The sequence below is a fragment of the Lysobacter sp. Hz25 genome (genome assembly GCF_046097045.1).
Taxonomy (GTDB): domain Bacteria; phylum Pseudomonadota; class Gammaproteobacteria; order Xanthomonadales; family Xanthomonadaceae; genus Lysobacter; species Lysobacter antibioticus_B.
The window spans coordinates 3275036-3297300 of record NZ_CP175666.1; the positions used below are offsets into that span (position 1 = coordinate 3275036).

Below are 22265 nucleotides of genomic sequence, written 5' to 3' on the forward strand. Positions count from 1 at the left end.
GCTACTCCAAGCCGGGACGGGGGAAGCTGGCCGAATAACGATCGCAGATTTCGTCGAGCCGGGCCCGGCTGCGGATCAGGGCGTCCACGCAACGTGGATCGAACAAACGACCGCGCTGAGCGTACATATACCCCAATGCCTCCTCCACGTCCCAGGCTTTTTTGTAGGGACGCGGCGAAATCAGGGCGTCGAACACGTCTGCGACCGCCACGATCCGGGCTTCCAGGGGAATATCGTCCCCGACCAGCCCGTCCGGGTAGCCGCTGCCATCGTAGCGCTCGTGGTGGCGCAAGGCGATCAGGGCCCCGGCCTGGATGAACCGGTTCTGGCTGCCGCTGAGCAGTTCGTAGCCGATCTTGGGGTGGCGGCGCATGACCGCCGTCTCCTCCTCGGTCAGCGGGCCGGGCTTCATCAGCACCGCGTCGGGGATGGCGATCTTGCCGATGTCGTGCAGCGGCGCGGCCATCTCGATGACCCGGATCTCGTCCTCGAACATGCCCAACTGCTCGGCGATCAGGCCGGCGATGTGCGACATCCGCTCCAGGTAGGCGCTGGTGCCGGCATCGCGGTATTCGATGGCGCGGGCCAGTCGCGACAAGGTCTCGCGCTCGCGCTCCTCGACCTCGTGCATGCTCGACAGCAACCGCTGTTCGAGCGACAGGGCCCGCTGTTTGACGTTCTCGGACTGCTGGCGCAACTGCAGCAGGTTGCGGCAACGCGCACGCAGCTCGCGCGGGCGCACCGGCTTGACCAGGAAATCGATCACCCCGGCTTCGAGCGCGGCCTGACGCACCGGTTCGTCGCCGACCACCGTCACCAGGATGATCGGGATGTCCCGGTGCATCGGCAGGCGGCGGAAACGGCGCGCGAACTCCAGTCCGTCGATGCCCGGCATGCGATAGTCGAGCAGCAACAGATCGGGCTGGTGCGTTTCGCACCACGCCAACGCGGCCTCGGGCTCGCCGAAATCGTGCACCGACAACTCGGACGCGATGTCCTCGATGATGTGGCGCAACATGGTCCGCGCGGACGTTTGGTCATCGACGATAACGACGTTCACACCGGCTTCCGTAATGGGGTCACCCCCTGTGGTGACCGATCTGGGAGCATACCCCGCCAGGATGCCCGTGACAGCCGCCGAAGGTCCCTAGACGATCCGACTTCGCCCGGGCCAAGCTTGCGAATGAGCGCTGTACGTCACGGTTCAACGCGGGGCGACTGAAGAAACGGCCAACCCGCGTTGGCCGTCCATTGTGCTTACCTGCGTTTGGCTTCGACCGGCACTACCGGCCTGACGCGGGGTCGAGCGGGCCGCAGCGGCCGACGCAATCGCCCGGGAACCGGCTCAGAGGCCGGTTTCGGGACGCATGTAGGGGAACAACAGCACATCGCGGATCGACGAGGAGCCGGTCAGCATCATCACCAGGCGGTCGATGCCGATGCCCAGACCGCCGGTCGGCGGCAGGCCGACTTCGAGCGCGCGGATGTAGTCGGCGTCGTAGTGCATGGCCTCGTCGTCGCCGCCCTCCTTCTGGTCGACCTGGGCCTGGAAACGCGCGGCCTGGTCTTCCGGGTCGTTGAGCTCGGAGAAACCGTTCGCCAGTTCCTTGCCGCCGATGAACAACTCGAACCGGTCGGTGAGTTCCGGATCGAGGTCGTTGGCGCGCGCGAGCGGGCTCACTTCGACCGGGTGATCGGTGATGAAGGTCGGCTGGATCAACGTGTGCTCGACGGTCTTCTCGAAGATCTCCAGCAACAGCTTGCCCCAGCCGTAGCCCGGCTTGACCGCGACCTTGAGGCGCGCGCCGTGGGCGCGCATGGCGTCGAGGTCGCGCAGTTCTTCGCGCTTGATCTCGGGGTTGTGTTCGAGCACCGCATCGATCATCGACCAGCGGCGGAACTTCGGCCCCAGGTCGATCGGGTTGCCGTCCCATTCGACCTGGGTGGTGTTGAGCACGTCGGTCGCGGCGTGGCGGATCACCGCCTCGGTCAGGTCCATGATCTCGGTGTAGGTGGCGTAGGCCTCGTACAACTCGAGCATGGTGAACTCGGGGTTGTGCCGGGTCGACACGCCCTCGTTGCGGAAGTTGCGGTTGATCTCGTAGACGCGCTCCAGGCCGCCGACGACCAGGCGCTTGAGGTACAGCTCCGGCGCCACGCGCAGGTACAACTGCAGGTCGAGCGCGTTGTGATGGGTGGTGAACGGCTTGGCCGCGGCGCCGCCGGGGATGTAATGCATCATCGGCGTTTCCACTTCGAGGAAGCGCCGCGTATCCAGCCAGGCGCGCATCGAGCGGATGATCTTGGAGCGCTTGACGAACACCTCGCGCGCGTCCGGCGACACGATCAGGTCGACATAGCGCTGGCGGTAGCGCTGCTCGACGTCGGCCAGGCCGTGGAACTTGTCCGGCAACGGACGCAAGGCCTTGGTCAGCAGGCGCAGGGTCTCGGCCTTGACCGACAGCTCGCCGGTCTTGGTGCGGGTGATCGGACCTTCGGCGGCGACGATGTCGCCGACGTCCCAACCCTTGAACTTGTCGTAGGTTTCGCCGAGCGCGTTGGCCTGCAGGAACAGTTGGATGCGCCCGGACTCGTCCTGGATCTGGACGAAGCTGGCCTTGCCCATGACCCGCTTGAGCAGGATGCGACCGGCGACCGCGACCCGGCGCGCCTCGCTGTCCAGCGCTTCCTGGGTCCAATGCTCGGCGTCGATGTACTGCGCCTGCAGGTCGCCGACGAAATCGCCGCGGCGGAAATCGTTCGGGAACGCGATGCCCTCGCCGCGCATGGCCGTGAGTTTGGCGCGACGCTCCGCGATCAGATGGTTCTCGTCGATGGGCGGCAGGCTGGTGTCGTCGGTCATGGTCTGGGTTTCAGGTAGGGCTTGGGAAAGCTGGAGGGATGCAGATTACTGAAGTCGCGGCGCGGGCGCTTGAGTGGCGGTCGGCGGCAGGCGTGGAGACGGCGTGGCGGATGCGGACGGTCTTGGCGGGCGATCTTGGCGGGCGAGCAAGGCAATGGAGGGACGGCAGCAGTCGGCGTGTGTACGGCAACGCATTTCTGCTCCCTCCCCCTTCAGCCCGTCATCCCCGCGAAGGCGGGGATCCAGAGCTTCACCGATGCGCACTCTGAAGTCGTTGGATCCCCGCCTTCGCGGGGATGACGACCGGACAGACGCGACGGCTACAGGACCCGATTCCCGATTCCCGACCCTCAGACCGCGTCGATGCGTTTCGAACCCACTTCCAGGCCCGACTTGAGGCTGGCCTCGACGAATTCGTCGAGATCGCCGTCGAGCACTTTCTGGGTGTCGCTGCGTTCGATGCCGGTGCGCAGGTCCTTGATGCGGCTCTGGTCGAGCACGTAGTTGCGGATCTGGCTGCCCCAGCCGATGTCGGACTTGGTCGCCTCGACCGCGTCGCGCACGGCGTTGCGCTTCTGGATTTCCAGCTCGTACAACTTCGCCGCCAGCATCTTCATGGCGCGGTCGCGGTTGGCGTGCTGGCTGCGCTCGGTCTGGCAGGCCACCACGATCCCGCTCGGGACGTGGGTGATGCGCACCGCCGATTCCGTCTTGTTGACGTGCTGGCCGCCGGCGCCCGAGGAGCGGTAGACGTCGGTCTTGAGGTCGGCCGGGTTGATCTCGATGTCGATCTTGTCGTCGACTTCCGGCGACACGAACACCGAGGTGAAGCTGGTGTGGCGGCGGTTGTCGGAGTCGAACGGCGACTTGCGCACCAGGCGGTGCACGCCGGTCTCGGTCTTCAGCCAGCCGTAGGCGAAATCGCCTTCGACGCGGAAGGTCGCCGACTTGATGCCGGCCACGTCGCCGCCGCTGACTTCCATCAGCTCGGCCTTCCAGCCGCGCGATTCGGCCCAGCGCAGGTACATGCGCAACAGGATTTCGGCCCAGTCCTGGGCCTCGGTGCCGCCGGCGCCGGCCTGGATGTCGACGAAGGCCGAAGCCGCGTCCATCGGGCCGGAGAACATGCGCCGGAACTCGAGTTCCTCGACCTGCTTGGCGTAGCGCTCGACGTCCTCGACCACGGCCAGCGCGGTCGACTCGTCGTCTTCCATTTCGGCCAGTTCGAGCAGTTCGTCGGCGCCGACCAGGCCGTCGGTGAGGCGGCGGATGCCGTCGACCACCTTTTCCAGGCTGGCGCGCTCACGGCCCAGGCCCTGGGCCTGTTCGGCGTTGTTCCAGATATCGGGGCTTTCGAGCTCCCGGTTTACTTCTTCGAGACGTTCGACTTTGCTGTCGTAGTCAAAGATACCCCCTGAGCGAATCCAGCCGGCCCCGGAGGTCGGCGATGCGCTGGCGGACGGGATTGAGCTCGATCATGTCCGATGGTCTTGAATGCGGATGAGAACCGCCGATTCTAGCAGCCCGAGGGGCCGGGACGCCCGCCCGGCTCAGCGCCTCGGGGTAGGAGCGGCGCAAGCCGCGACCGCGCCCCACCCCGGCTCCGGCGAACCGGACCAGGCCGGCGCCCCGTTCGGACGCGCCGCCCTGCCCCGCGACCTCATCGGCCCGGCTTACTTCGGCCCGCCTTACTTCACCTCGAACTCGCCCACCATCACCACTTCGGCGCGATCCTTCAGGCGCAGAGTCACCTTCTGCTCGGTCGGCTGGGCGCCGCCGAAGCCGGTGCTGAGCCACAAGTGCAGGGTCGTCGCCCCGGTCACCAGTTGCTGGCGGTCGCCGTAGAAGTTGGCCTCGACCTTGTACTTGCCGGGCTTGGCGTCGCGCAGGATGAATTCCTCGGGGCCGTAGCCGCCGGTGAAGTCGTTGGAGATGCGCCCGCCCTGATAGGTCAGCTTGTGGCCGTAGTAGCACTTCTCGCCGTTCGGGTCGGTCACCCACAGGTCCATGTCGCTGTTGTCGCTGTCCCAGCTCAACACCACGCGCAGGTCCAGCGGCAGGTTGCGCAGCAGGCGCCGGTCGATGCGCGAGGTATCCAGCCCTTGCGGGTGGGCCGCGACGATGGCGTTGAGCTCGGCCATGGCGATTTCCTCCACGCCCGGGAAGCGCCCGTCCCAATCGCGCAGGGCGATCTCGTACAAGGCCTCCACCGCCTGCGGGTACTGGGCGTTGGCGGCATAGGCCAGGCCCAGGTCGCGGAAGCTCTGCGGCTCTTCCTCGGCCAGGCCGCGCACGCGCTCGAACACCGGCACCGCCAGCGCGGGCTGTTCGGCCTGCATCAGGCGATAGCCGAGCACCCGCAGGATGTGGCGGTTCTCCAGGTCCATCTCGGCCAGGTTGGAGAGCACGCGCAGGGCCAGGTCGCGCTGGCCTTTCTCGATCAGGACGTCGGCGACGTCGAGATAGAACGCCGTGCTGGTCGCGTGCGAATCGCGCTCGTCGAGGTAGATCGCGTACACGCGGTCGGCACCGGCCTGGCGCAGGCGTCGTGCGTACGGCGAGTCGGGCTGCCACGGCTGCAGGACGATGCGGGCGCCGGCGCCGGCTTCTGCGTCCTGCCCGGCTTTGTCCGAGGCGGCATCGACGCGCGAGCCGGTCACCGTGATCGTCTCGAGTCTCGCCTCTGCCTCCATCGGCATAGGCGCGACTGCGGCGACCGGGGCCGCAGGCGCCGGCGCATAAGCCAGCGAACGCTGCACGTTGCCATGCGCCCCCGCCTGGGCACGACGTAGCTTGGCCTCATCGGCCGCTTGCGGCGGCGCGCCCTTCGGCCAACTGTGCTGCCACCATTCGATGCGCTGCGCGTACAGCGCGGCGACCCGGTCCAGGCTCTGCCGGCGGGTACGCTCGCGCTCGCCGCTGCCTTCGGCCTTGAGCCGGCGAAATTCGTCGAGGCGGTCCGGCGGGGTGATGTCGTAACGCACGTAGTCGGCCAGATCGTCGAGCACGATCAGCGAGGTCTCGGCGGTGACGATGCCGAAGCGCTGGCCGAGGCGCGCGATCGCGGCGCGGTTGAGTTCGGGGTCGGCCTGCATCGCGCCGATCGAGTACTGCGCCCACAGCGAAGCCGGGAAGACGCTGGCCGGCGCATCGGCATCGATAGGCACGACGAGCTCGCGCACCCGGCCGCCGTCGCGCACCTTCAGGCTCAGCTTGGCCGGGCGATCGCGCAGCTTGCCGGCGATGCGCAACAGGCCGCCGTCGGCGAACGGCGAATCGGCGACCAGCTCGGCCGTACCGAGGCCGTCGACGCCGAGCAATTGCGGCCCTTCGTTGAGCAGGACATCGGCGGCGCGATCGAGTTCGCCGGCGCGCTGCCACGCCACCAGACGGCCGCCGTGCGCCTGCGCCAGGGCACGCAGGCCGTCCTGGTCGGAGGCCGCACCGGCCGAGTTCAAGGCATACAGGCGCTGGCCGGCGAGCAAGGCCGGGAAGCGACGCTGGCCGTAGTTGAACAAGCCGTCGCTGACCAACAGGTATTCCTCGATGCCGGCCTGCGGCTGCCAACCGCCCGGGTCGGTGGCGCCGTCGTAGACCGTGCTTTCGAGTTCGCGCTTGAGCGCCGACCAATCGCCGCTCTTGACCGCGAAAGCCTGCGCGGGCGCGGCGCGGTCGCGCAGCCGGACCAGGCTGACCCGGACCTCGCCGGCGGCGCGGAAATAACGATCCAGCAGTGCGAGTTCGCTGGCGCGCTCGCGCTTGCGGCCCGAGGCCGAGCTGTCCCACAGCAAGCCGATGGATTTCGGCAGCGCGCGCGGCTGGCGCGCACCGGCCAGCGGCACTTCGGCGAGGAAGAAACGTTCGCCGTCCAAGTCCTGGGTGTAGGCGCGCGGCGCGGTGGCGGCCTGCACCCGCAGGCTCAGGGCGTCGCCGAGCGGTCGGCTGCGCAGCGCCAACCGGTAGCGGCCGGCGCTCAAGGCGATCTCGGCCTGTTGGTTCAGACCGACCACGCGCGGCTTCTGCGCCGAGACCAGGTCGAGGCTGAAACTGCGCGCCTGCGCGGCGAACGCCAGCGGCAGCTCGTAACGCCAGTCGCCGCCCTCGCGAGCGAGCGACTCGACCAACTCCAGCCGCACCCGCCGCGTGCCCTGGGCCGGGATCGGGTAGACCCGCAATTTGAACTGGTTGCCGGCGGTCTTCTCCAACAGCGCCGGGTCGACGCCGCGGCGCTCGATCGCCTCGAACACCTGCCGGCCCTTGTCCTTCGGCACCGGCACCGCGGCGCGCAGCTTGCCGTCGATGTCGAGGGCGAAGCCGGCGACCTGCTGGCCGTCGCGCAAGGGAAACTGCAACTGCCCTTCGAGCACGCGCCGGTTCGGGTTGCGGAACACCAGCTCGACCGAGGTACGCGCCAGCCCGCCGACGATCTCGCCGTCGACGCGGGCCGATTCGAGCACGATGGGCGTTTCGGCGCCGCGTACTTCGAGCAAGGGCGGCGCGGTGACATCCCTGCGGATCTGCGCGCTGGCGACGGTGGCGAGGGCGAGCAACAGGCAACACACGGAACGAACGACTGCGAAGGACGGTTTCACCGGTCACCTCTTCCTTAAGAACGGGGTCTGCAACCTCTAACGCAGCGACTGCGCGAACGGGGTTGAAGGGCGTCGCTTCCATGCACGCGGCGCGGCGGTGGCGCGAGCGGCACAGCCTGCGGGGCGTTGGGGTGGGATGCAAGTTGGGCTTGTTGCGGGAGCCGAAGAGCAAATCCCCCCTGCCCCCCTTTTCCAAAGGGGGGAACAGCAAGCATCACCGGGGTTGGGTGCTCGTGCTCGTGCTCGTGCTCGTGCTCGTGCTCGTGCTCATGCTCATGCTCATGCTCATGCTCGTGCCGGTGCCGGTGCCGGTGCCGGTGCCGGTGCCGGTGCTGGTGCTGGTGCTGGTGCTGGTGTCGGTGTCGTTGCCGGTGCTGGTGTCGGTGCTCGCACACGCCAACCGTCGCCCCCTTTGGAAAAGGGGGCGAGCGCCCGGCGACGGCCGATGAAACCCGATCACTGCAGCGCGGGGGATTTGCTCTGCGCAACGAAAGCCGAAAACACCCCGAGCCCCCTCAAGGCCGATACAAGGACCGCAGGCTCAAGGCGCGCTGCAGGCTGTCCAGGCCAACCTTCGACTTCAACGCGATCTCCACGGTTTCGCCCGGCAGCAGAGTCAGGGCGTTGTCGGCCAACTCGACGTCGTGATCGCCGAAATCGATCCAGACCGCGCGCGCCAGCTTGCTCGCCTTCAATTGCAAACGGTATCCGTCGCCGTCGCGGCGCAGTTCGCCGTGCAGCTCGGGGTCCTGCCAGGCCAAGCGCCTGGATTCGCCGAAGTAGACGGCGCGACGCGACACCGTCTTGCCGTCGACGATCAGGTCGAACACCGCCGCGGTGCGCAAGGGATCGGCGTCGCCGAGCAGTTCGGCGTCGCTCCAGGCGCCGGCCGCGGTCGAGGCCAACGCCGCCAGGGTCGCGGGCTTGCGTTCGTCGCGATGGACGCGGCCGTCGAAGTCTATGACCCGCAAACGCCATTCGCCCTGCAGGGGCGTGGTGCGATCCGACAGCAGGCTCAGCTCGGTGCGTCCGCCGGTCGGGCGGCGCAAGGGCGCGATGGCGACGTCGGCGAAGAAGCGCTTGGCGTGGAAATGCAGCGGCTTCCAGCGCCCGTAGTAATCCAGGCTCGACCAGGACGCGCCCGGCCAGACGTCGTTCAACTGCCAGTACAGCGAACCCATCGTGCGCGGACGCGAGGCGCGGTGGTGCAAGGCGGCCAGCTCGATGCCTTCGGCCTGTACCTGCTGGCTCAGATAGACGAAATCGGCGAAGTCGCGCGGCTCGCCGTATTCGCGGCGGATGTACAGCAGCAAGCGCGAGTTGCCGTCGCCGGCCAGGAACTTCTGATGCGCGCGGATCACCGGCGCATTGATGCCCTGCTCTTCGGGGCGGGCGAAATTGGCGATGGTGCGCAGCGACGGCCAGCCCTGCAGGCCGTACTCGGACATGAAGCGCGGGGTCTCGTCGAGATAGGCCGTGGCCGGCAAGGCCGGGCCACCCCACACATCCCAGTAATGCTTGTCGCCGTTGTTGGAGTCGTTGGCCTTGTCGGCCAGGTCGTTGCTCGGCGAACTCGACCAGTACGGCACGCCCGCGCCCTCTTCGGCGACGACCCGACGCAGGTCCTTGCCGAACAAGGCCACATAGCCCTCCCACACCGTCTGCGCGAACTTCGGATCGGCCGCGGCCAGCTTGGTCCGATGGCCCCAGTCCTTCCAGGCGGTTTCTTCTTCGTTGTTGCCGCACCACAGCACGATGCTGGGGTGGTTGCGCAAGCGGCGCACGTTGTCGCGCGCCTCGGCCACGACGTTGGCGCGGAAAGCGGGATCATAGCCGGGCGGCATGCCGCCGCCGAACATGAAGTCCTGCCAGACCATCAGCCCGAGTTCGTCGGCCAGCTCGAAGAAGTCGTCGGACTCGTAATAACCGCCGCCCCAGTTGCGCAACATGTTCATGTTAGCGTCGCGCGCGGATTGCAGGTCGCGGCGCAGGCGCTCGCGGGTCACCCGCGCCGGGAACGCGTCGAACGGAATCGCGTTGGCGCCCTTGGCGAACACCGGGATGCCGTTGACGACGAAGGCGAAGCCCTGGCCGCCGGCATCGCGCTCGCGGCGCAGTTCGATGCTGCGCAAGCCGGTTCGACGCTGGGCCGCCGCCTGCACGCCATCGGCGTCGCGCACGCGGGCCTTGAAGGTATACAAGGCTTGCTCGCCGTAACCGACCGGGTACCACAGGCGCGGCTGCGGGATCGTCAGCGGCACCGACACGATGTTGCGGCCGCTGCGCAATTCGGTCTCGTGACGCAAGCTCTCGCCCTTGCTTTGCGGACCGGCGTAGTCGATCTCGACCGTGACCTGGCCGGCGCGGTCGCTGTCGATCTCCAGCTCGACCGTGGCCTCGGCCGCGTCCTGGGCGATGCGGCGCGGCTGCACGTGCAGGTCGGCCAGGCGCAGGCGGTCCCAGCTTTCCAGCCGCACCGCACGCCAGATGCCGGCGCTGACGTAGCGCGGGCCCCAGTCCCAGCCGTAGTGATAGCCGGGCTTGCGCACGAAGTTGGCGGTCATCGCATCGCGCGGCTCGTCGCCGTAGGGCGACGGGTAGTTACCGGCGATCTTGTGCGGCATCGCCTGCACCTGCGGCAGCATTCGCCGGATCGGCGAATCGAACACCACCCGCAGCTCATTGCCGCGTTCGCGCAGATGGCCCTGTGCCGGCACGCGCCAGGTGCGGAAACTGTTGTCGGCCTTGAGCAGTTCGACGCCGTTGAGCTGCACGGTCGCGAAGGTGTCCAGGCCCTCGAACACCAGCTCGGTGTGCGCGCGCTTCAAGGTCGCGCGATCGACGTCGAAGCTGGTTCGGTATTCCCACTGCGCCAGGCCGATCCATTGCAGGCTGCGCTCGCGCGCGCCGACGTAGGGGTCGGCGATCAGGCCGGCGGCGAACAGATCGGTATGCACATGCCCCGGCACCTGCGCCTTGCGCCAATCGGTGGCCGCGGCATGCGCGGCGGCTTCGGGGTCGCCCGGCACCAGCCGGAACTGCCAATCGCCGTGCAAGGGCTGGGAGCTCGCCTCGGCCGCCCGGGCCCAGTCCGCGCTCAGGGCCGCGGCCAGCATCAGGCCGATCGCGGCAGCCGTGCGCAGTGCCGAAACGAAGGTGTTCTTGGACCGGAGTGTCGCCATGCTTGCCCCAAGGGAGTCGCTTGCCGTGGTTGCGCGGCCGCAGCAGCGGCGGCCGGCCATGAAATTCGAAACCGGATCGTGCCCGAGGCCCGGGAGAAAAACGGGAGCGCCCATCCAGGCGCCCCCTGCCCGAGAATCGGGAAAAAACCCTGCGTCCCGCCTGGAGAGCGCGGAATCGCCGGGCCACCACCGCTTACTGGAGAGCGTTTGCCGCGGCCGGTCGCGAACGGCCGGCCGCGGGTATTGCATCGATGCGTGGATACCGACCGCATCGATCGGACCTGCATCGGTCAAGCCTGCATCAATCGAACTTGTAAACGAACTCGGCCGAGATTTCGCGGCCCACGCGCGAGAACACGCGTTCGTTGGCGTAGATGAAGAACATCTTGTAGGGGTCCTTGTACTCGGCTTCGTCGAACAGGTTGTCGATGTACAGGTTGACCCGGGCCTGTTCGGTCAGCTGGTAGCCGGCGGTCAGGTTGAAGTAGATCGGCGCCTTCAGCTTGCCGACCATCCGGCATTCCGTCGAGGTTTGCCCCGGCATGACCGGTGCGCAACGGTTGTAGTTGTCGCCGTTGGTGTGGCCGATGCGATTGGCGAACAGGGTGGCGTTCCACGGCCCGCGCGACCAGCTGGCGCTGGCGCGGGCGAAGGTGCGCACATCGTTGTCGCGGTTTTCCTGCATCGGCGCGCCCGGGTCGCGCTGCTCGTTGTTCTTCAACTGATTGGTGTAGTTGAGCGCGAAGCTGAAGTCGCCCCAGGCCGTCGCCGGCAGCTTGTAACGGGCCGACACGTCGACGCCCGCGACCTCGCGGTAAGCGATGTTGATCGGGCCGCTGCGCACCGAGGTCACCTGGCCCAAGGGATAGTTGGGGTCGGCGACGCCGAAGGCGTTGGTGCCCGGGCTGCTGCGGCTCACGCGCGAGAGGATGCTCGAACACGTCGACGAGCCCGGCGCGACCTGCATCCGGTCCGACGACCTGCGCGGAACGCCGTTGATGCACTGGCTTTCCAGGTCGAGGATGTCGGCGATGTCGAAATCGCGAACCTGGTTGTCGATGGTCATGCGCCAATAGTCGGCACTGAACGACAGATTGTCGGTCGCATCCCAGACCAGGCCCGCACTCCAGGACTTGCCGGTCTCGCTGTCCAGCTTGAGGTTGCCGGTGCGGCTGGTGGCGTGACGGTAATACACCGACGCCGAGCCGCAGTTCGGGCCCTGGTTGCGCTTGATGCACGAAGCGACGTCGGCGCTTTCCTGGGTGCCGGTGCCGCTGGTGGCGAACAGGTAATGCATGTCCGGCGCGCGGAAGGTGGTGTTGTAGGCGCCGCGCAGCAGCAGGCTTTCGATCGGGCGCCATTCCAGACCGGCGTTCCAGGTGAAGTTGCCCTCCTTGCGGCTGTCGTCGTCGTAGCGATCGAAACGGCCGGCGGTGGTCAGGTCCAGCGATTCCAACAGCGGCAACTTGAACTCGACGCCGATCGCATAACGCTTGCGGTCGCCGCCGCCCTGGTTGGTGCCGCCGGGCTGGTCGTACTGCTTGTTGGGGCCGAAGGTCAGCGGATCGGGACTCAGGCGGTAGCCTTGCGAGCCCGCTTCCAACACTGCGGCGAAACCGACCGGGCCGGCCGGCAGATCGAACAGATCGCCGTTGACCGCGAACTGGGCCTGGTTCATCCACGACTTGGCGCTGGAATGGCCGTGGGTGGTCAGCCTTTGGAAGGTCGCCATGTCCATCGGGTTCCAGAACCGGTTCTGGTTCAACTGATAGGCCGGCAAGCCGCCGTTCGTGCCCAGTTGCGGTCCGAGGAAATACTCGTCGACCGCGCTCTGCACCACCGAGGGGAAGCTGAAGTCGACCTCGTACTCGGTGCGGCCGACGGTGGCGTCCCAGTTGAGCTTTTCGCCGAAGCGGCCGCGCAGACCGCCGGCGAGGTCCCAGGAGCGTTCGTTGGTGTAGAACAGGAACGGATCTCGGCCGCCGGCCTCGGGCACGGTGAAGGCGCGACGCGCCTGGTAGCTGCGGCCGGTGCCCTGGTCGTAGAAGGCGCCGCCACGGTTTAACTCGAAGCGCAGCGCCTCGTCCTGGCGCGATTCGCCTTCGCTGTCCCACAGCGAGGCGCTGACCCAGGCCTGCATGCCGTTGTCGAAGTCGTAGCTGAAGTTGCCGAAGGCCGAGACGTTGTTGGACCCGTTGCGCAGGCTCCACAAGGCATTGCCCTTGCTCTGGGTGCAGCTGTAGCCGGGGAACTCGGGCGCGTTGCCCTCGTTGCCGATGAAGTTGTGCAGCGGCAGGTCCTGGAAACGGTCGCAGGCGCCGGTCGGCGGCGTCACGCGCCGCTTGCTGGCGCTGTCGATCAGTTCCACGCCCCAGACCCACGGCCAGGGGTCGTTGACCAGGGGCTTGACCGTGTTGGCCGGCTCGAGATCGGAGTCGACGAATTCGCGGTCGCCGGCGAACAAAGTCTCGCGGCCGCTCCACTGCACGCCGTAGGTCGCGCTCCACTTGTCGCCGGTGCGGCCGCCGGTCCACGACAGGTCGAAGGAATCGCCGCCGCCGCGGGTGGTGGTGCCGCCCTTGATGCGCACTTCGTCGCCATTGAAGTTCTTCTTCATGATGACGTTGATCACGCCCGCCATCGCGTCGGACCCGTAGATCGCCGAGCCGCCGCTGGCCAGCACTTCGATGCGCTCGACCGCGGCCATGGGGATATTGTTGAAATTGGCGAAGTTGCCGCGGCCCTCATAAGGCAGCGGGTAATCGGCGACGCGGCGCCCGTCGATCAGCAGCAGGGTGCGGCCCGGCCCGAGATTGCGCATATTGAGCGGGCTGGCGTTCGGCGTCGGGCCCTTGTTGACGTCGGCCTGCACCGAGCCGGTGACCTCGGTCAGGGTGCTCAGCGCCTCGTACACGGTCGAGAAGCCTTCGCGCTTGATCTGGTCGGCGCTGATCACCGTGACCGGCGCCGGGCCTTCGACTTCGGCGCGCTTGATGCGTGAACCGGTGACGGTGATCTTGTCCATCGACTTGACCTCGCCGGCCGCGGCCGCCGGGTCCTGCGCGGTCGCTTCCTGCGCTGCAGCGGCGAACGGCAGATACAAGGCGACGAGCATCGCCGCAGTCAAAACATTCCTGTGTGCGCGGTGGCGTTCCGTCGGCGTGCGGCTCGGATGCTGGCGCTCGTTGCGGTGCTGATTGTGGTTCACCTGCTACCCCTCCCAATCGCGGCCGAACCCTCGGCCAAGGTTACGTTCGTGCTCTGTGTCGAGCTGCTGTGGCGTTCTTGTAGCGTTCTCTATTTGGATCGATCTAAAAAAACGGCAAAAAAAATCCGACCGTACTTCGTCGAACTGCCGAGGCGAACGGCGCGGTACGCATCAATGCACCGCACCCTTCGCATCGAGATCCTGCAGCGCCTGCCCCGGCGCGGCCCAACGCAAGCGCAGGCTCTGCCCGCCTCCACGCTGGTACCAGGCCAGGCGCAGACGATGCCAGCCGCGGCGCAGCGGCAGCGAACCTTCCAGGGTCTGGTCGTAACTGTCGTTGCGGATCACCCGCTCTCCGTCGACGTACAAGGCCGAACGGTCGTCGCCCTGCAAGGCGAAGCGATACACGCCGTCGGCGGGCACTTCGATCAGGCCTTCGTACTGCAGACCGTAGCGGCTCTGCCGCGCATACGGCGCCAGGTCCAGCGAGGTCGCGACGCCCTGCTCGACCGGCGCGGCCGCGGCTTCGAACTCGTCGAGGGTCGAAAACTGGCCTTCGTACAAGCGATAGCTAAGCCCTACGCTCTTGCGCTTGGGCGGCGCCACCGCCGCGCGATAGCTGCGGTACTGCACCTGCGCGCTGTGCACGCCGCTGCGGCGGCCGTTGCCGAGCACGGTGACGGTGCGCAAGCTGCGCACCTGGTCGAGCGGCACGCGCAGTTCGATCGGGCCTGCGTACACGGGCGAGGCATCGCTCGGCTCGCTGCCGTCGACGGTGTAGTGGATGGTCGCGCCCGGCACCGATGCGGTCAGCTCGAACACCTGCACGAATTCGTCGGGCCCGCCCGGGCCCTGCACCTGCATCGCGTCGTTCAAGCCGGCCGGCGCCGAGATGCGGTAGCCGACCTGTTCGCGGTCCAGGCGCGGAAACTGCCCGCGCAAGCGCTGTTGGAAATCGGCGAAATCGCGGTCGCCCTGCGGCGTCCAGGCGACTTCGGCCAGGGCGAGCATGCGCGGGAACACCATGTACTCGACCATCGCCTCGGTCTTGAGGTACTCGCTCCAGACGTTGCCCTGCACGCCGAGCACGTGCCTGGCCTGCGCAGCATCGAGCTCCTTCGGCACCGGGTCGTAAGCGTAGACCTTGTCCAGGCTCAACTCGCCGCCGAGGTTCCACTGTTCGTGGCGCGCCGGCCCCTGGCCGTAGTCGAAATAGCAGCACTGGGTCGGGGTCATGATGACGTCGTGCCCCTGGCGCGCCGCGGCGATGCCGCCGGCTTCGCCGCGCCAGGACATCACCGTCGCGTCCGGCGCCAGGCCGCCTTCGAGGATCTCGTCCCAGCCGATGATGCGCTTGCCGCGCGAATGCAGGAATTTCTCCATGCGCTGGATGAAGTAGCTCTGCAACTCGTGCTCGTCCTTCAGGCCTTCGCGGCGGATCACCGCCTGCGCGACTTCGCTGCTCTGCCAACGCGTCTTCGGCGCTTCGTCGCCGCCGATATGCAGGTAGGGTGCCGGGAACAGCGCCACCACTTCGTCGAGCACGTTCTCGAGGAACTTGAAGGTCTCTTCCTTCGGGCAATAAATGTCGTCGTACACGCCCCAGTTGCTGCCGACCTCGAACGGCCCCGGCGTGCAGGCCAGTTCCGGGTATGCGGCCAGCGCAGCCAACGAGTGGCCCGGCATCTCGATTTCCGGGATCACCATGATGTGGCGGGCCTTGGCGTAGGCCACGACCTCGCGCACTTCGTCCTGGGTGTAGAAACCGCCGTAGGGCTTGCCGTCGCCGACGTAGGGATCGATATTGCGGCCGAGCACGGTTTCCTTGCGCTGCGCGCCGATCTTGGTCAGCTTCGGATAGCGCTTGATTTCTATGCGCCAGCCCTGGTCCTCGGTCAGGTGCCAGTGAAACGTATTGAGCTTGTACTGCGCCATCAGGTCGACATAGCGCTTGATGAAGGCGACCGGATACATATGCCGACCGACGTCGAGGTGCATGCCGCGATAAACGAAGCGCGGCTGGTCCTCGATACTCAACGCGGGCAAGCGCAATGCCTGCGCGCTGCGCGTTGCCGGCAACAACTGGCGCAGCGATTGATAGCCGTAGAACAGACCCGCCGGCGGGCCGGACAGACGGATGCCGCGCGCGGTGATTTCCAGGGTGTAACGCTCTTTCGAACGCGCATCGGCATGGGCGGCGACCGGCTCGGCGACCAACTGCACATAACGACTGGGGTCGGCCTCGCCCTTGTGCGTGCGCGGCGCGCCGCTGCGCAACGGCAGGGTCAGGCCCTGGGTCGCGATCAGTTCGTCGCGCAGCAATTGGGCAATGGCGCGCGCTTCGGCGTTGTTGGCATAGAGCGTGGTCGTAGCATCGAGAACGAACTCGCCCTCGCCGCGCAGCAGCTTCGCCGGCAGCGGCACCAGTTCCGGCGCGGCCAACGCCGTGCCGGCAGTGGCGGCGAGCTTGCTCGCGCCGGCCAGCGGAACCTCGTCGGCGTGCGCCAACGGCGCCAGGCCGATCGCCGCGCCGACCAGGCTCAGCATCGCCACGCGCAGTTTCGAACGCCCCATCTTCGCCAATGCGTCTTTCATCGAATCGGTTTCCTCGAACTGCTTCGAATCAACTGCCGCTTTGAGTTCCGTGACCCCGGCCGAGGCTGGGATCGCGAATCTGCACTGCCATGCCGCCCTGAATTTCGTCATCCCCGCGAAGGCGGGGATCCAGAGACTTCAGAGCTATAACGCGGTAAGGCCCTGGATCCCCGCCTTCGCTGGGACGACGGTCTGGAAACGGACGAACCCAGGCCGGACTTCAGCGCCTCGACTTCACCGTCATGGCCTCGCCGCCATGACTTCATTACCGAAACTTCAGCGCATCGACCGCATCACTTCGGCGACGCGCAGGCCGACTTCGGCAGCGCCTCCGCCTTGGTGCCCCAGCCGCTCACCGGCGGGGTTTTGTCGAGTGCGAAACGCAAAGTGCCGCCGTTGCGCAACTTCGCCCAGTCCAGCCAGACCTGGTCCTGCGGCTTGCCGTCGAAGCTGGCCGACTGCACGTACTGCAGGCCGCGGCCATCCGCGCCGGGCGCTTCGATGGTCAGGGTCTTGCCCTGCCCCAGGTCGAGCTCGACCTTTTCGAAACGCGGCGTGTGCAGTAGCAATTCGCCGGTGCCGGGCACCGCTGGGTACAGGCCGATCGCGCTGAACAGATACCAGGCCGACATCGTGCCGAGGTCGTCGTTGCCGGTCACGCCGTTCGGCGCGTTGGTGAACAAGGCCTGCGCCGAGCGCAACACCGCCGTGGTCTTCCACGGCTGGCCGATCAGCGTGTACATCCAGGGGCTGTGCAGATCCGGCTCGTTGTTCGGGTTGTAGCGGTATTGGTTGTAATAGCTGTACGGCCCGACCACCCATTGCTTGCGCGCCGCATTGAGCGGGTCGGCGACGAGTTGGTCGTAGGCGAAGAACGCATCCAGGCGCTTGCCGGTCTGCTCGTTGCCGCCCATCGCCGCGACCAGGCCGGGCATGTCCTGCTGCACCAGCCACTGGTACTGCCAGGCCGTGCCTTCGTGGAAGCCGTGGTGCGAACGCGGACTGTAGCCGCCGTCGGCCTCGACGTAGAACTGGCCGTCGTCCAGGCGCGGACGCGGGAAACCGCGGAAACCCAGCTCCGGATCGGCCGCCTCGGCGTCCCAGACCTTGCGCCAGTTGCGGCCGCGTTCGCGCAAGGTCGCCGCGTCGGCGCTCTGGCCGAGCGCGTCGGCCATCTGCGACAAGGAACAATCGGCCAGCGCGTATTCCAGGGTCGAGGAACCGCCGTGGTGCGGATCGACGTCCATGCTCTTGGCCGGAAAGGCGCGGTCGTACTGGACGAAACCACGCTCCAGATAGCTCGGATTGCCGGCGCGGCCGTTGCTGCGCACCAGCGCCGGCGGCGTGCCGTAGGCGTTCTCGCGCAAGGCCTTATAGGCCTGCTGCTCGCGGCCTTCGAGTGCGCCGAAACGCCACAGATCGACCATGAACGGCGTCGCCGGGTCGCCGGTCATGACGTTGCTGTCGTAGTTGGCGTAGCCCCAGCGCGGCAGCCATCCGTTCTGCTCGTGGATCTTGAGCATGGAATTGGCGATGTCGCGCGCCCGCTGCGGACGCAGCATGGCCAGCAGTTGGTTCTGCGAGCGATAGGTGTCCCACAGCGAGAAGTACTCGTAATAGGTCCAACCTTCGGCCTTGTGGATTTCGGTGTCGTAGCCGCGGTAGCGGCCGTCGCTGTCGCTGCCGGTCAACGGCTGCAGCAGCGAGTGGTAGAGAGCGGTATAGAACACGACGCGGTCGTCGGCGCTGCCGCCGCTGACCCGCACCGAGTCCAGTTCCTTGCGCCAGCCGTCCTGCGCCTGCTTGCGCATCGCATCGAAGCTCAGCAGCTTGCCGTTCTTCATGCCTTCGTCGCGCAGGTTGCGGCGCGCGCCCTCGGCATCGACGTGCGAGATCGCGCTGATCGCAGTGACCGCACGGCCGTTCTTGGTATCGAAGGTGAACCAGGCGCCGTGCGGGCGCGTGTCGCCCTGCATGCTGGCGCGGCCGCCGGCGTGGCCGCCGGTTTCGTCCCAGGTGCCGAAGCTGGCGAAGGGACGGTCGAACTCCATGCGGTACCAGGTCGTGTACTGCTGGCCGCCGCAGAAGCTCTTGGTGACGATCTTGCCTTCGACGACGCGGTCGCCGATCACCTGCACGCTGCTGCCGACGACGAGATGACGTTCGTTGGCCTGGCCGGTGTTGACCAGGATCGTGCCCTGACTGGCGCCGGCCGGAAAGGTGTAACGCTCGGCCGCGGCGCGCGTCAGCGCGGTCGCTTCGGCGTCGATGGGGCCGGCGGCTTCGCCGGTCAGGCGCACCTTGTAATAGCCGGCCTGGCCGACTTCGCCGTCGTGGGTATAACTGGATGCATAGGCCTTCTGATCGAAGGACTTGAACTGCTTGGTATCGAAACGCTTGCCCGGGCCGATCTCGCCGGTGGTCGGCAGCACCGACAGCTGACCGCCCTGCTCCCAGCAGCCCGCGCCGGAAATGAAGGAGTGGCCGAAGCCGCGGATCTTCGGGTCGTCGTAACGCCAACCGCTGTAGTGATCGCCGATCGGGCTGATCTGGATCAGGCCGAACGGCGCGCTCGCGCCCGGAAAGGTGTTGCCGTCGTCCTTGCTGCCGATGAAGGTGTTGACCTCGCTCGCCGGATCGCGGCTGGGCGTGGCGGCATTGGCATTCGACACGCCCGCCAGCGCCAGGGTCAGTGCCGCGGCGATCGGCCAGGCCTTGCCGTCGAAAACCGAAACCAAACCGCGCCTGCGCCGTACCGGATTGCGAGTCATCGTTGCCTTGCCCTGCCTGTGATGTGGGAGATTCCGTTGCGGCGGCGCGGTTGCGCCGCCGCAACGGGTTGGCCTGCCTTAGTTGAAGTCCAGCACGTACTCGATGGCGACCTCGCGGCCGACCGGGCTGAAGATGCGGTCGGCGATGAAGGCGAAGTCCTTCTTGTACGGGTCCTTGTCTTCGTTGACTTCGTCGAAGATGTTGCTGACGTAGAAGTTGACCTTGGCCTTCTCGGTGATCTGATAGCCGGCGCTGAGGTTCCAGGTGACCGCCGGCCCGACGCGGCCGTAGTACTTCTTGGTCGCCTGGCCGTAGGTCGGGCTGGCCGAGTCGTTGTCGACGCAGTTGTCCGAGTTGGGCACGTAGCCGTCGGAGAACGGCAGGCAGCCGTTGAAGCGCACGCTCGGCACGCTGCCGACGCGGTCGGCGTAGACGGTCGCGTTCCACTTCTCGCGCTGCCAGTTGACGCTGCCGCGGAACTTGCTGCGCGGCTCGTCGTTGCGCTTGTCCTGCATCTCTTCGCTGGCGTCGGTGCGGGTTTCGAGCTTGAGCAGGTTGGTGTAGTTCAGGCCCAGGCTGAAATCGCCCCAACGCTCGGTGGTGAAGCGGTACTTCAGCGACGCATCCACGCCTTCGACGTTGCGCGCGGCGCGGTTGACCGGGCCGGTGCGGATATCGGTGACCTGGCCCAGCAGCGGGCCGGCGCCGTCCGGATCGGCGGCGCGGGTGACGCGGCCGATCTGCAGCTTGCAGCGGTCGGCGCTCGGGGCGCTGACGCGCGGCTCGCCGGTCGGGGTCTTGCCGGTCAGGCAGTAGGCCTCGTCGAGCAGCACGTCGTTGGCGCCGACGTCGTCGATTTCGTCTTCCAGTTCGATGCGCCAGTAGTCGGTCGACACCGACAGGCCGTCGGTGATGTCCCAGACGAAGCCGGCGGTCCAGGAATTACCGGTTTCGTAATTCAGGTTCGGCGTGCCCTGACGCGCGATGTTCGCGTCCTCGACCTTGAAGCCGGCGTCCCAGGTGCAGTTGCCCTGCTGGCCCGCGCGCAGGCAATTGAGGTAATCGGTCTGGTCGGCCACCGAGGTGCTCGGCGTGGCGTAGACGAAGTGCATGTCCGGCGCACGGAAGCTGGTGGCATAGGTGCCGCGCACCAACAGATTGCTGAAGGGGCGCCATTCCAGGCCGGCGTTGTAGGTCGACGCGGCGTCGCCGGAGACGGCGTCGTACTTGTCGTAACGGCCGGCCAGCGATGCGGTCAGCGACTCCAGCAGCGGAATCTTGAACTCGACGCCGGCGGCGTAGTGATTGCGCGTGCCCGAACCCAGATCGAGATTGGCGGTCTGGTCGTACTTGCGGTTCTCGCCGATGGTGTTCGGATCCGGCGCAAGGCTATAGCCCTGCTTGGCCGCTTCGAGCTGTGCGGCGAAGCCGATCGGGCCGGCCCAACCTTCGAACAGGTCGCCGCTGACGATGAAGTTGGCCGAGGTCAGCCAGGATTCGGCGCGGTTCTTGCCGCGCGTGGTGATCGAGGCGTAGTCCTGCGGCGAGATCGGGTTCCACAACCGGTTCTGGTCGATGCGATCGCGATTGGCGCCGAGGAAGTAGCGGTCGGCCTCGGCCAGCAGCACGGTCGGGAATTTCTCGTCGACGGTGTATTCGGCGCGGCCGATGCTGAAGTCCCAGTCGAAACGATCGCCGAACTGGCCGCGCAGGCCGGCCGACAGATCCCAGGACAACTCGTCGGAACGGGTGTAGCCGCCCTTGGCGCCGCCGATTTCCTGCGGAGTGAAGCGCTTGACCAGGTCGAGATCGGCGTTGAGGCCGACGTCGCGGTAGGTGCCGCCCGAGCTCCATGCCGGCATGAAGGTCATGTTGGTGCCGCGCGAGCTCCACACGCCGGCGGTGACCCAAGCCTGCATGCCGTTGGCGAAGTCGTAGTTGCCGTACACGTAACCGGAGCGATCGTCGCTGCCGTTGCGCAGGGTCCAGTGCTGGTAGGCCGTGTTCTGGCCGCACTGCCAGCCGGTGTTGCTGATGGTGTTGCTGTTGCGGTTATAGGTACGGCGGTTCTGCAGGAAGAACTCGGAACCGTACTGATCGCAGGCGCCGGCCGGCGGCATCATGCGCTGGCCGGTACCGGCGTTGAACATGCGGATGCCGACCGACGGCAGCACGCCGACCTTGCGGTCCTGCGGATTGAGCGAGGTCGCCGGCGCATCGAATTCCGAATCCATGAACTCGCGCTCGCTTGCCGGCAGCGCTTCGCGATGGAACCACTGCAGCGCGTAGGTCACGTTCCAGTTGTCGCCGCTGCGGCCGCCGGCCCAGGACAGGTCCATCGAATCGCGGCCGCCTCGGGTCGAGGTGCCGCCGCGGATCTTGACCTGGTCGCCCTGGAATTCCTTCTTGAGGATCACGTTGATCACGCCCGCGACCGCATCGGAGCCGTAGATCGCCGAGGCGCCGCTGGCGAGCACTTCGATACGCTCGACGATCGCGGTCGGGATGTTGTTGAAGTTGGCGAAGTTGCTCTTGCCCTGGTACGGCAGCGGGTAATCGACGACGCGACGGCCGTTGATCAGCAGCAGGCTGCGGCCCGGGCCCATGTTGCGCAGGTTGAGCGGGCTGGCGTTGACCGTGTGCTGGCCCCAGGCGATGTCCGACTCGACCGTGCCCATGGCTTCGGTCAGCGTGGTCAGCGCGTCGTAGACGGTGTTGAAACCTTCCTTCTCGATCTGCGCGGCGGTGATGGTGAAGACCGGCGCCGGTCCTTCGATCTCGCTGCGCTTGATGCGCGAGCCGGTGACGGTGACCTTGTCGATTTCGGTTGGCTTGTTCGCCCGGCTGCTCTCGTCGGCGCCCGCGCTGGCCTGGCCGGCCGGCGTCTCGGCGGACTGCGCCTGCGCCATGGCAGGCGCGAACAGGATCGACAACAAAGCACCGGTCAGTGCGCTGCGTCGCAGGGTGGAATGGCTCATCTTCGCGGTGCTCCCCAAGAAAAAGTGGACTGCAATGGCGACCGCTCCCTGGTCTCAAACGGCTTTTCTCTCGAT

General features: G+C 67.0%; 10 protein-coding genes. 1 reads left to right on the forward strand and 9 read right to left on the reverse strand.

Annotation, left to right across the window (positions count from 1 at the left end):
* Nucleotide 1: 1 nt before the first annotated feature.
* From ACKN61_RS13430 to ACKN61_RS13445, 4 genes are all read right to left on the reverse strand, one after another.
* Nucleotides 2-1018 carry a two-component system response regulator gene (locus ACKN61_RS13430; RefSeq protein ID WP_235186255.1) on the reverse strand — a complete coding sequence of 339 codons (1017 nt, stop codon included), beginning with the start codon at nucleotides 1016-1018 and terminating at the stop codon, nucleotides 2-4.
* A gap of 327 nt (nucleotides 1019-1345) precedes the next feature.
* Nucleotides 1346-2863 (reverse strand): lysine--tRNA ligase, encoded by a 1518-nt coding sequence (gene lysS, locus ACKN61_RS13435; protein ID WP_408949967.1) that lies wholly within the window; start codon nucleotides 2861-2863, stop codon nucleotides 1346-1348.
* 350 nt (nucleotides 2864-3213) lie between these two features.
* A protein-coding gene (prfB, locus tag ACKN61_RS13440; RefSeq protein WP_144436410.1) for a peptide chain release factor 2 occupies nucleotides 3214-4342 on the reverse strand; the annotation gives its coding sequence in 2 pieces (ribosomal slippage) (nucleotides 3214-4266 and nucleotides 4268-4342; 1128 coding nt in all).
* A gap of 209 nt (nucleotides 4343-4551) precedes the next feature.
* Nucleotides 4552-7455 (reverse strand): VIT domain-containing protein, encoded by a 2904-nt coding sequence (locus tag ACKN61_RS13445; RefSeq protein WP_408949968.1) that lies wholly within the window; start codon nucleotides 7453-7455, stop codon nucleotides 4552-4554.
* 227 nt (nucleotides 7456-7682) lie between these two features.
* Here ACKN61_RS13445 and ACKN61_RS13450 point away from each other — a divergent pair, with 227 nt between their 5' ends.
* Entirely contained in the window at nucleotides 7683-7904 is a 222-nt protein-coding gene (locus ACKN61_RS13450) for a hypothetical protein (RefSeq protein WP_408949969.1), read from the forward strand.
* Between the two features lie 66 nt (nucleotides 7905-7970).
* Here ACKN61_RS13450 and ACKN61_RS13455 read toward each other — a convergent pair whose 3' ends face one another.
* The 5 genes from ACKN61_RS13455 to ACKN61_RS13475 form a co-directional block, all read right to left on the reverse strand.
* A complete protein-coding gene (locus tag ACKN61_RS13455; protein ID WP_408953823.1) occupies nucleotides 7971-10571 on the reverse strand; it encodes a glycosyl hydrolase 2 galactose-binding domain-containing protein in 2601 nt (866 codons plus the stop codon).
* 367 nt (nucleotides 10572-10938) lie between these two features.
* The gene (locus tag ACKN61_RS13460) at nucleotides 10939-13752 is read right to left on the reverse strand and encodes a TonB-dependent receptor plug domain-containing protein (RefSeq protein ID WP_408949970.1); all 2814 of its coding nucleotides are present in this window, start codon (nucleotides 13750-13752) and stop codon (nucleotides 10939-10941) included.
* 264 nt (nucleotides 13753-14016) lie between these two features.
* Entirely contained in the window at nucleotides 14017-16440 is a 2424-nt protein-coding gene (locus ACKN61_RS13465; RefSeq protein ID WP_408949971.1) for a family 20 glycosylhydrolase, read from the reverse strand.
* 293 nt (nucleotides 16441-16733) lie between these two features.
* Nucleotides 16734-19178, reverse strand: a complete 2445-nt coding sequence (locus tag ACKN61_RS13470; protein WP_408949972.1) for a GH92 family glycosyl hydrolase — start codon at nucleotides 19176-19178, stop codon at nucleotides 16734-16736.
* Between the two features lie 111 nt (nucleotides 19179-19289).
* Nucleotides 19290-22190, reverse strand: a complete 2901-nt coding sequence (locus tag ACKN61_RS13475; protein WP_408949973.1) for a TonB-dependent receptor plug domain-containing protein — start codon at nucleotides 22188-22190, stop codon at nucleotides 19290-19292.
* Nucleotides 22191-22265 lie beyond the last annotated feature (75 nt).

Bases quoted from the DNA above. Each gene is read 5' to 3' on its own strand.
- ACKN61_RS13430 (WP_235186255.1), bottom strand. From the start codon at position 1,018: ATGTTGCGCCACATCATCGAGGACATCGCGTCCGAGTTGTCGGTGCAC.
- lysS (WP_408949967.1), bottom strand. From the start codon at position 2,863: ATGACCGACGACACCAGCCTGCCGCCCATCGACGAGAACCATCTGATC.
- ACKN61_RS13455 (WP_408953823.1), bottom strand. From the start codon at position 10,571: ATGCTGGCCGCGGCCCTGAGCGCGGACTGGGCCCGGGCGGCCGAGGCG.
- ACKN61_RS13460 (WP_408949970.1), bottom strand. From the start codon at position 13,752: ATGCTCGTCGCCTTGTATCTGCCGTTCGCCGCTGCAGCGCAGGAAGCG.
- ACKN61_RS13465 (WP_408949971.1), bottom strand. From the start codon at position 16,440: ATGAAAGACGCATTGGCGAAGATGGGGCGTTCGAAACTGCGCGTGGCG.
- ACKN61_RS13475 (WP_408949973.1), bottom strand. From the start codon at position 22,190: ATGAGCCATTCCACCCTGCGACGCAGCGCACTGACCGGTGCTTTGTTG.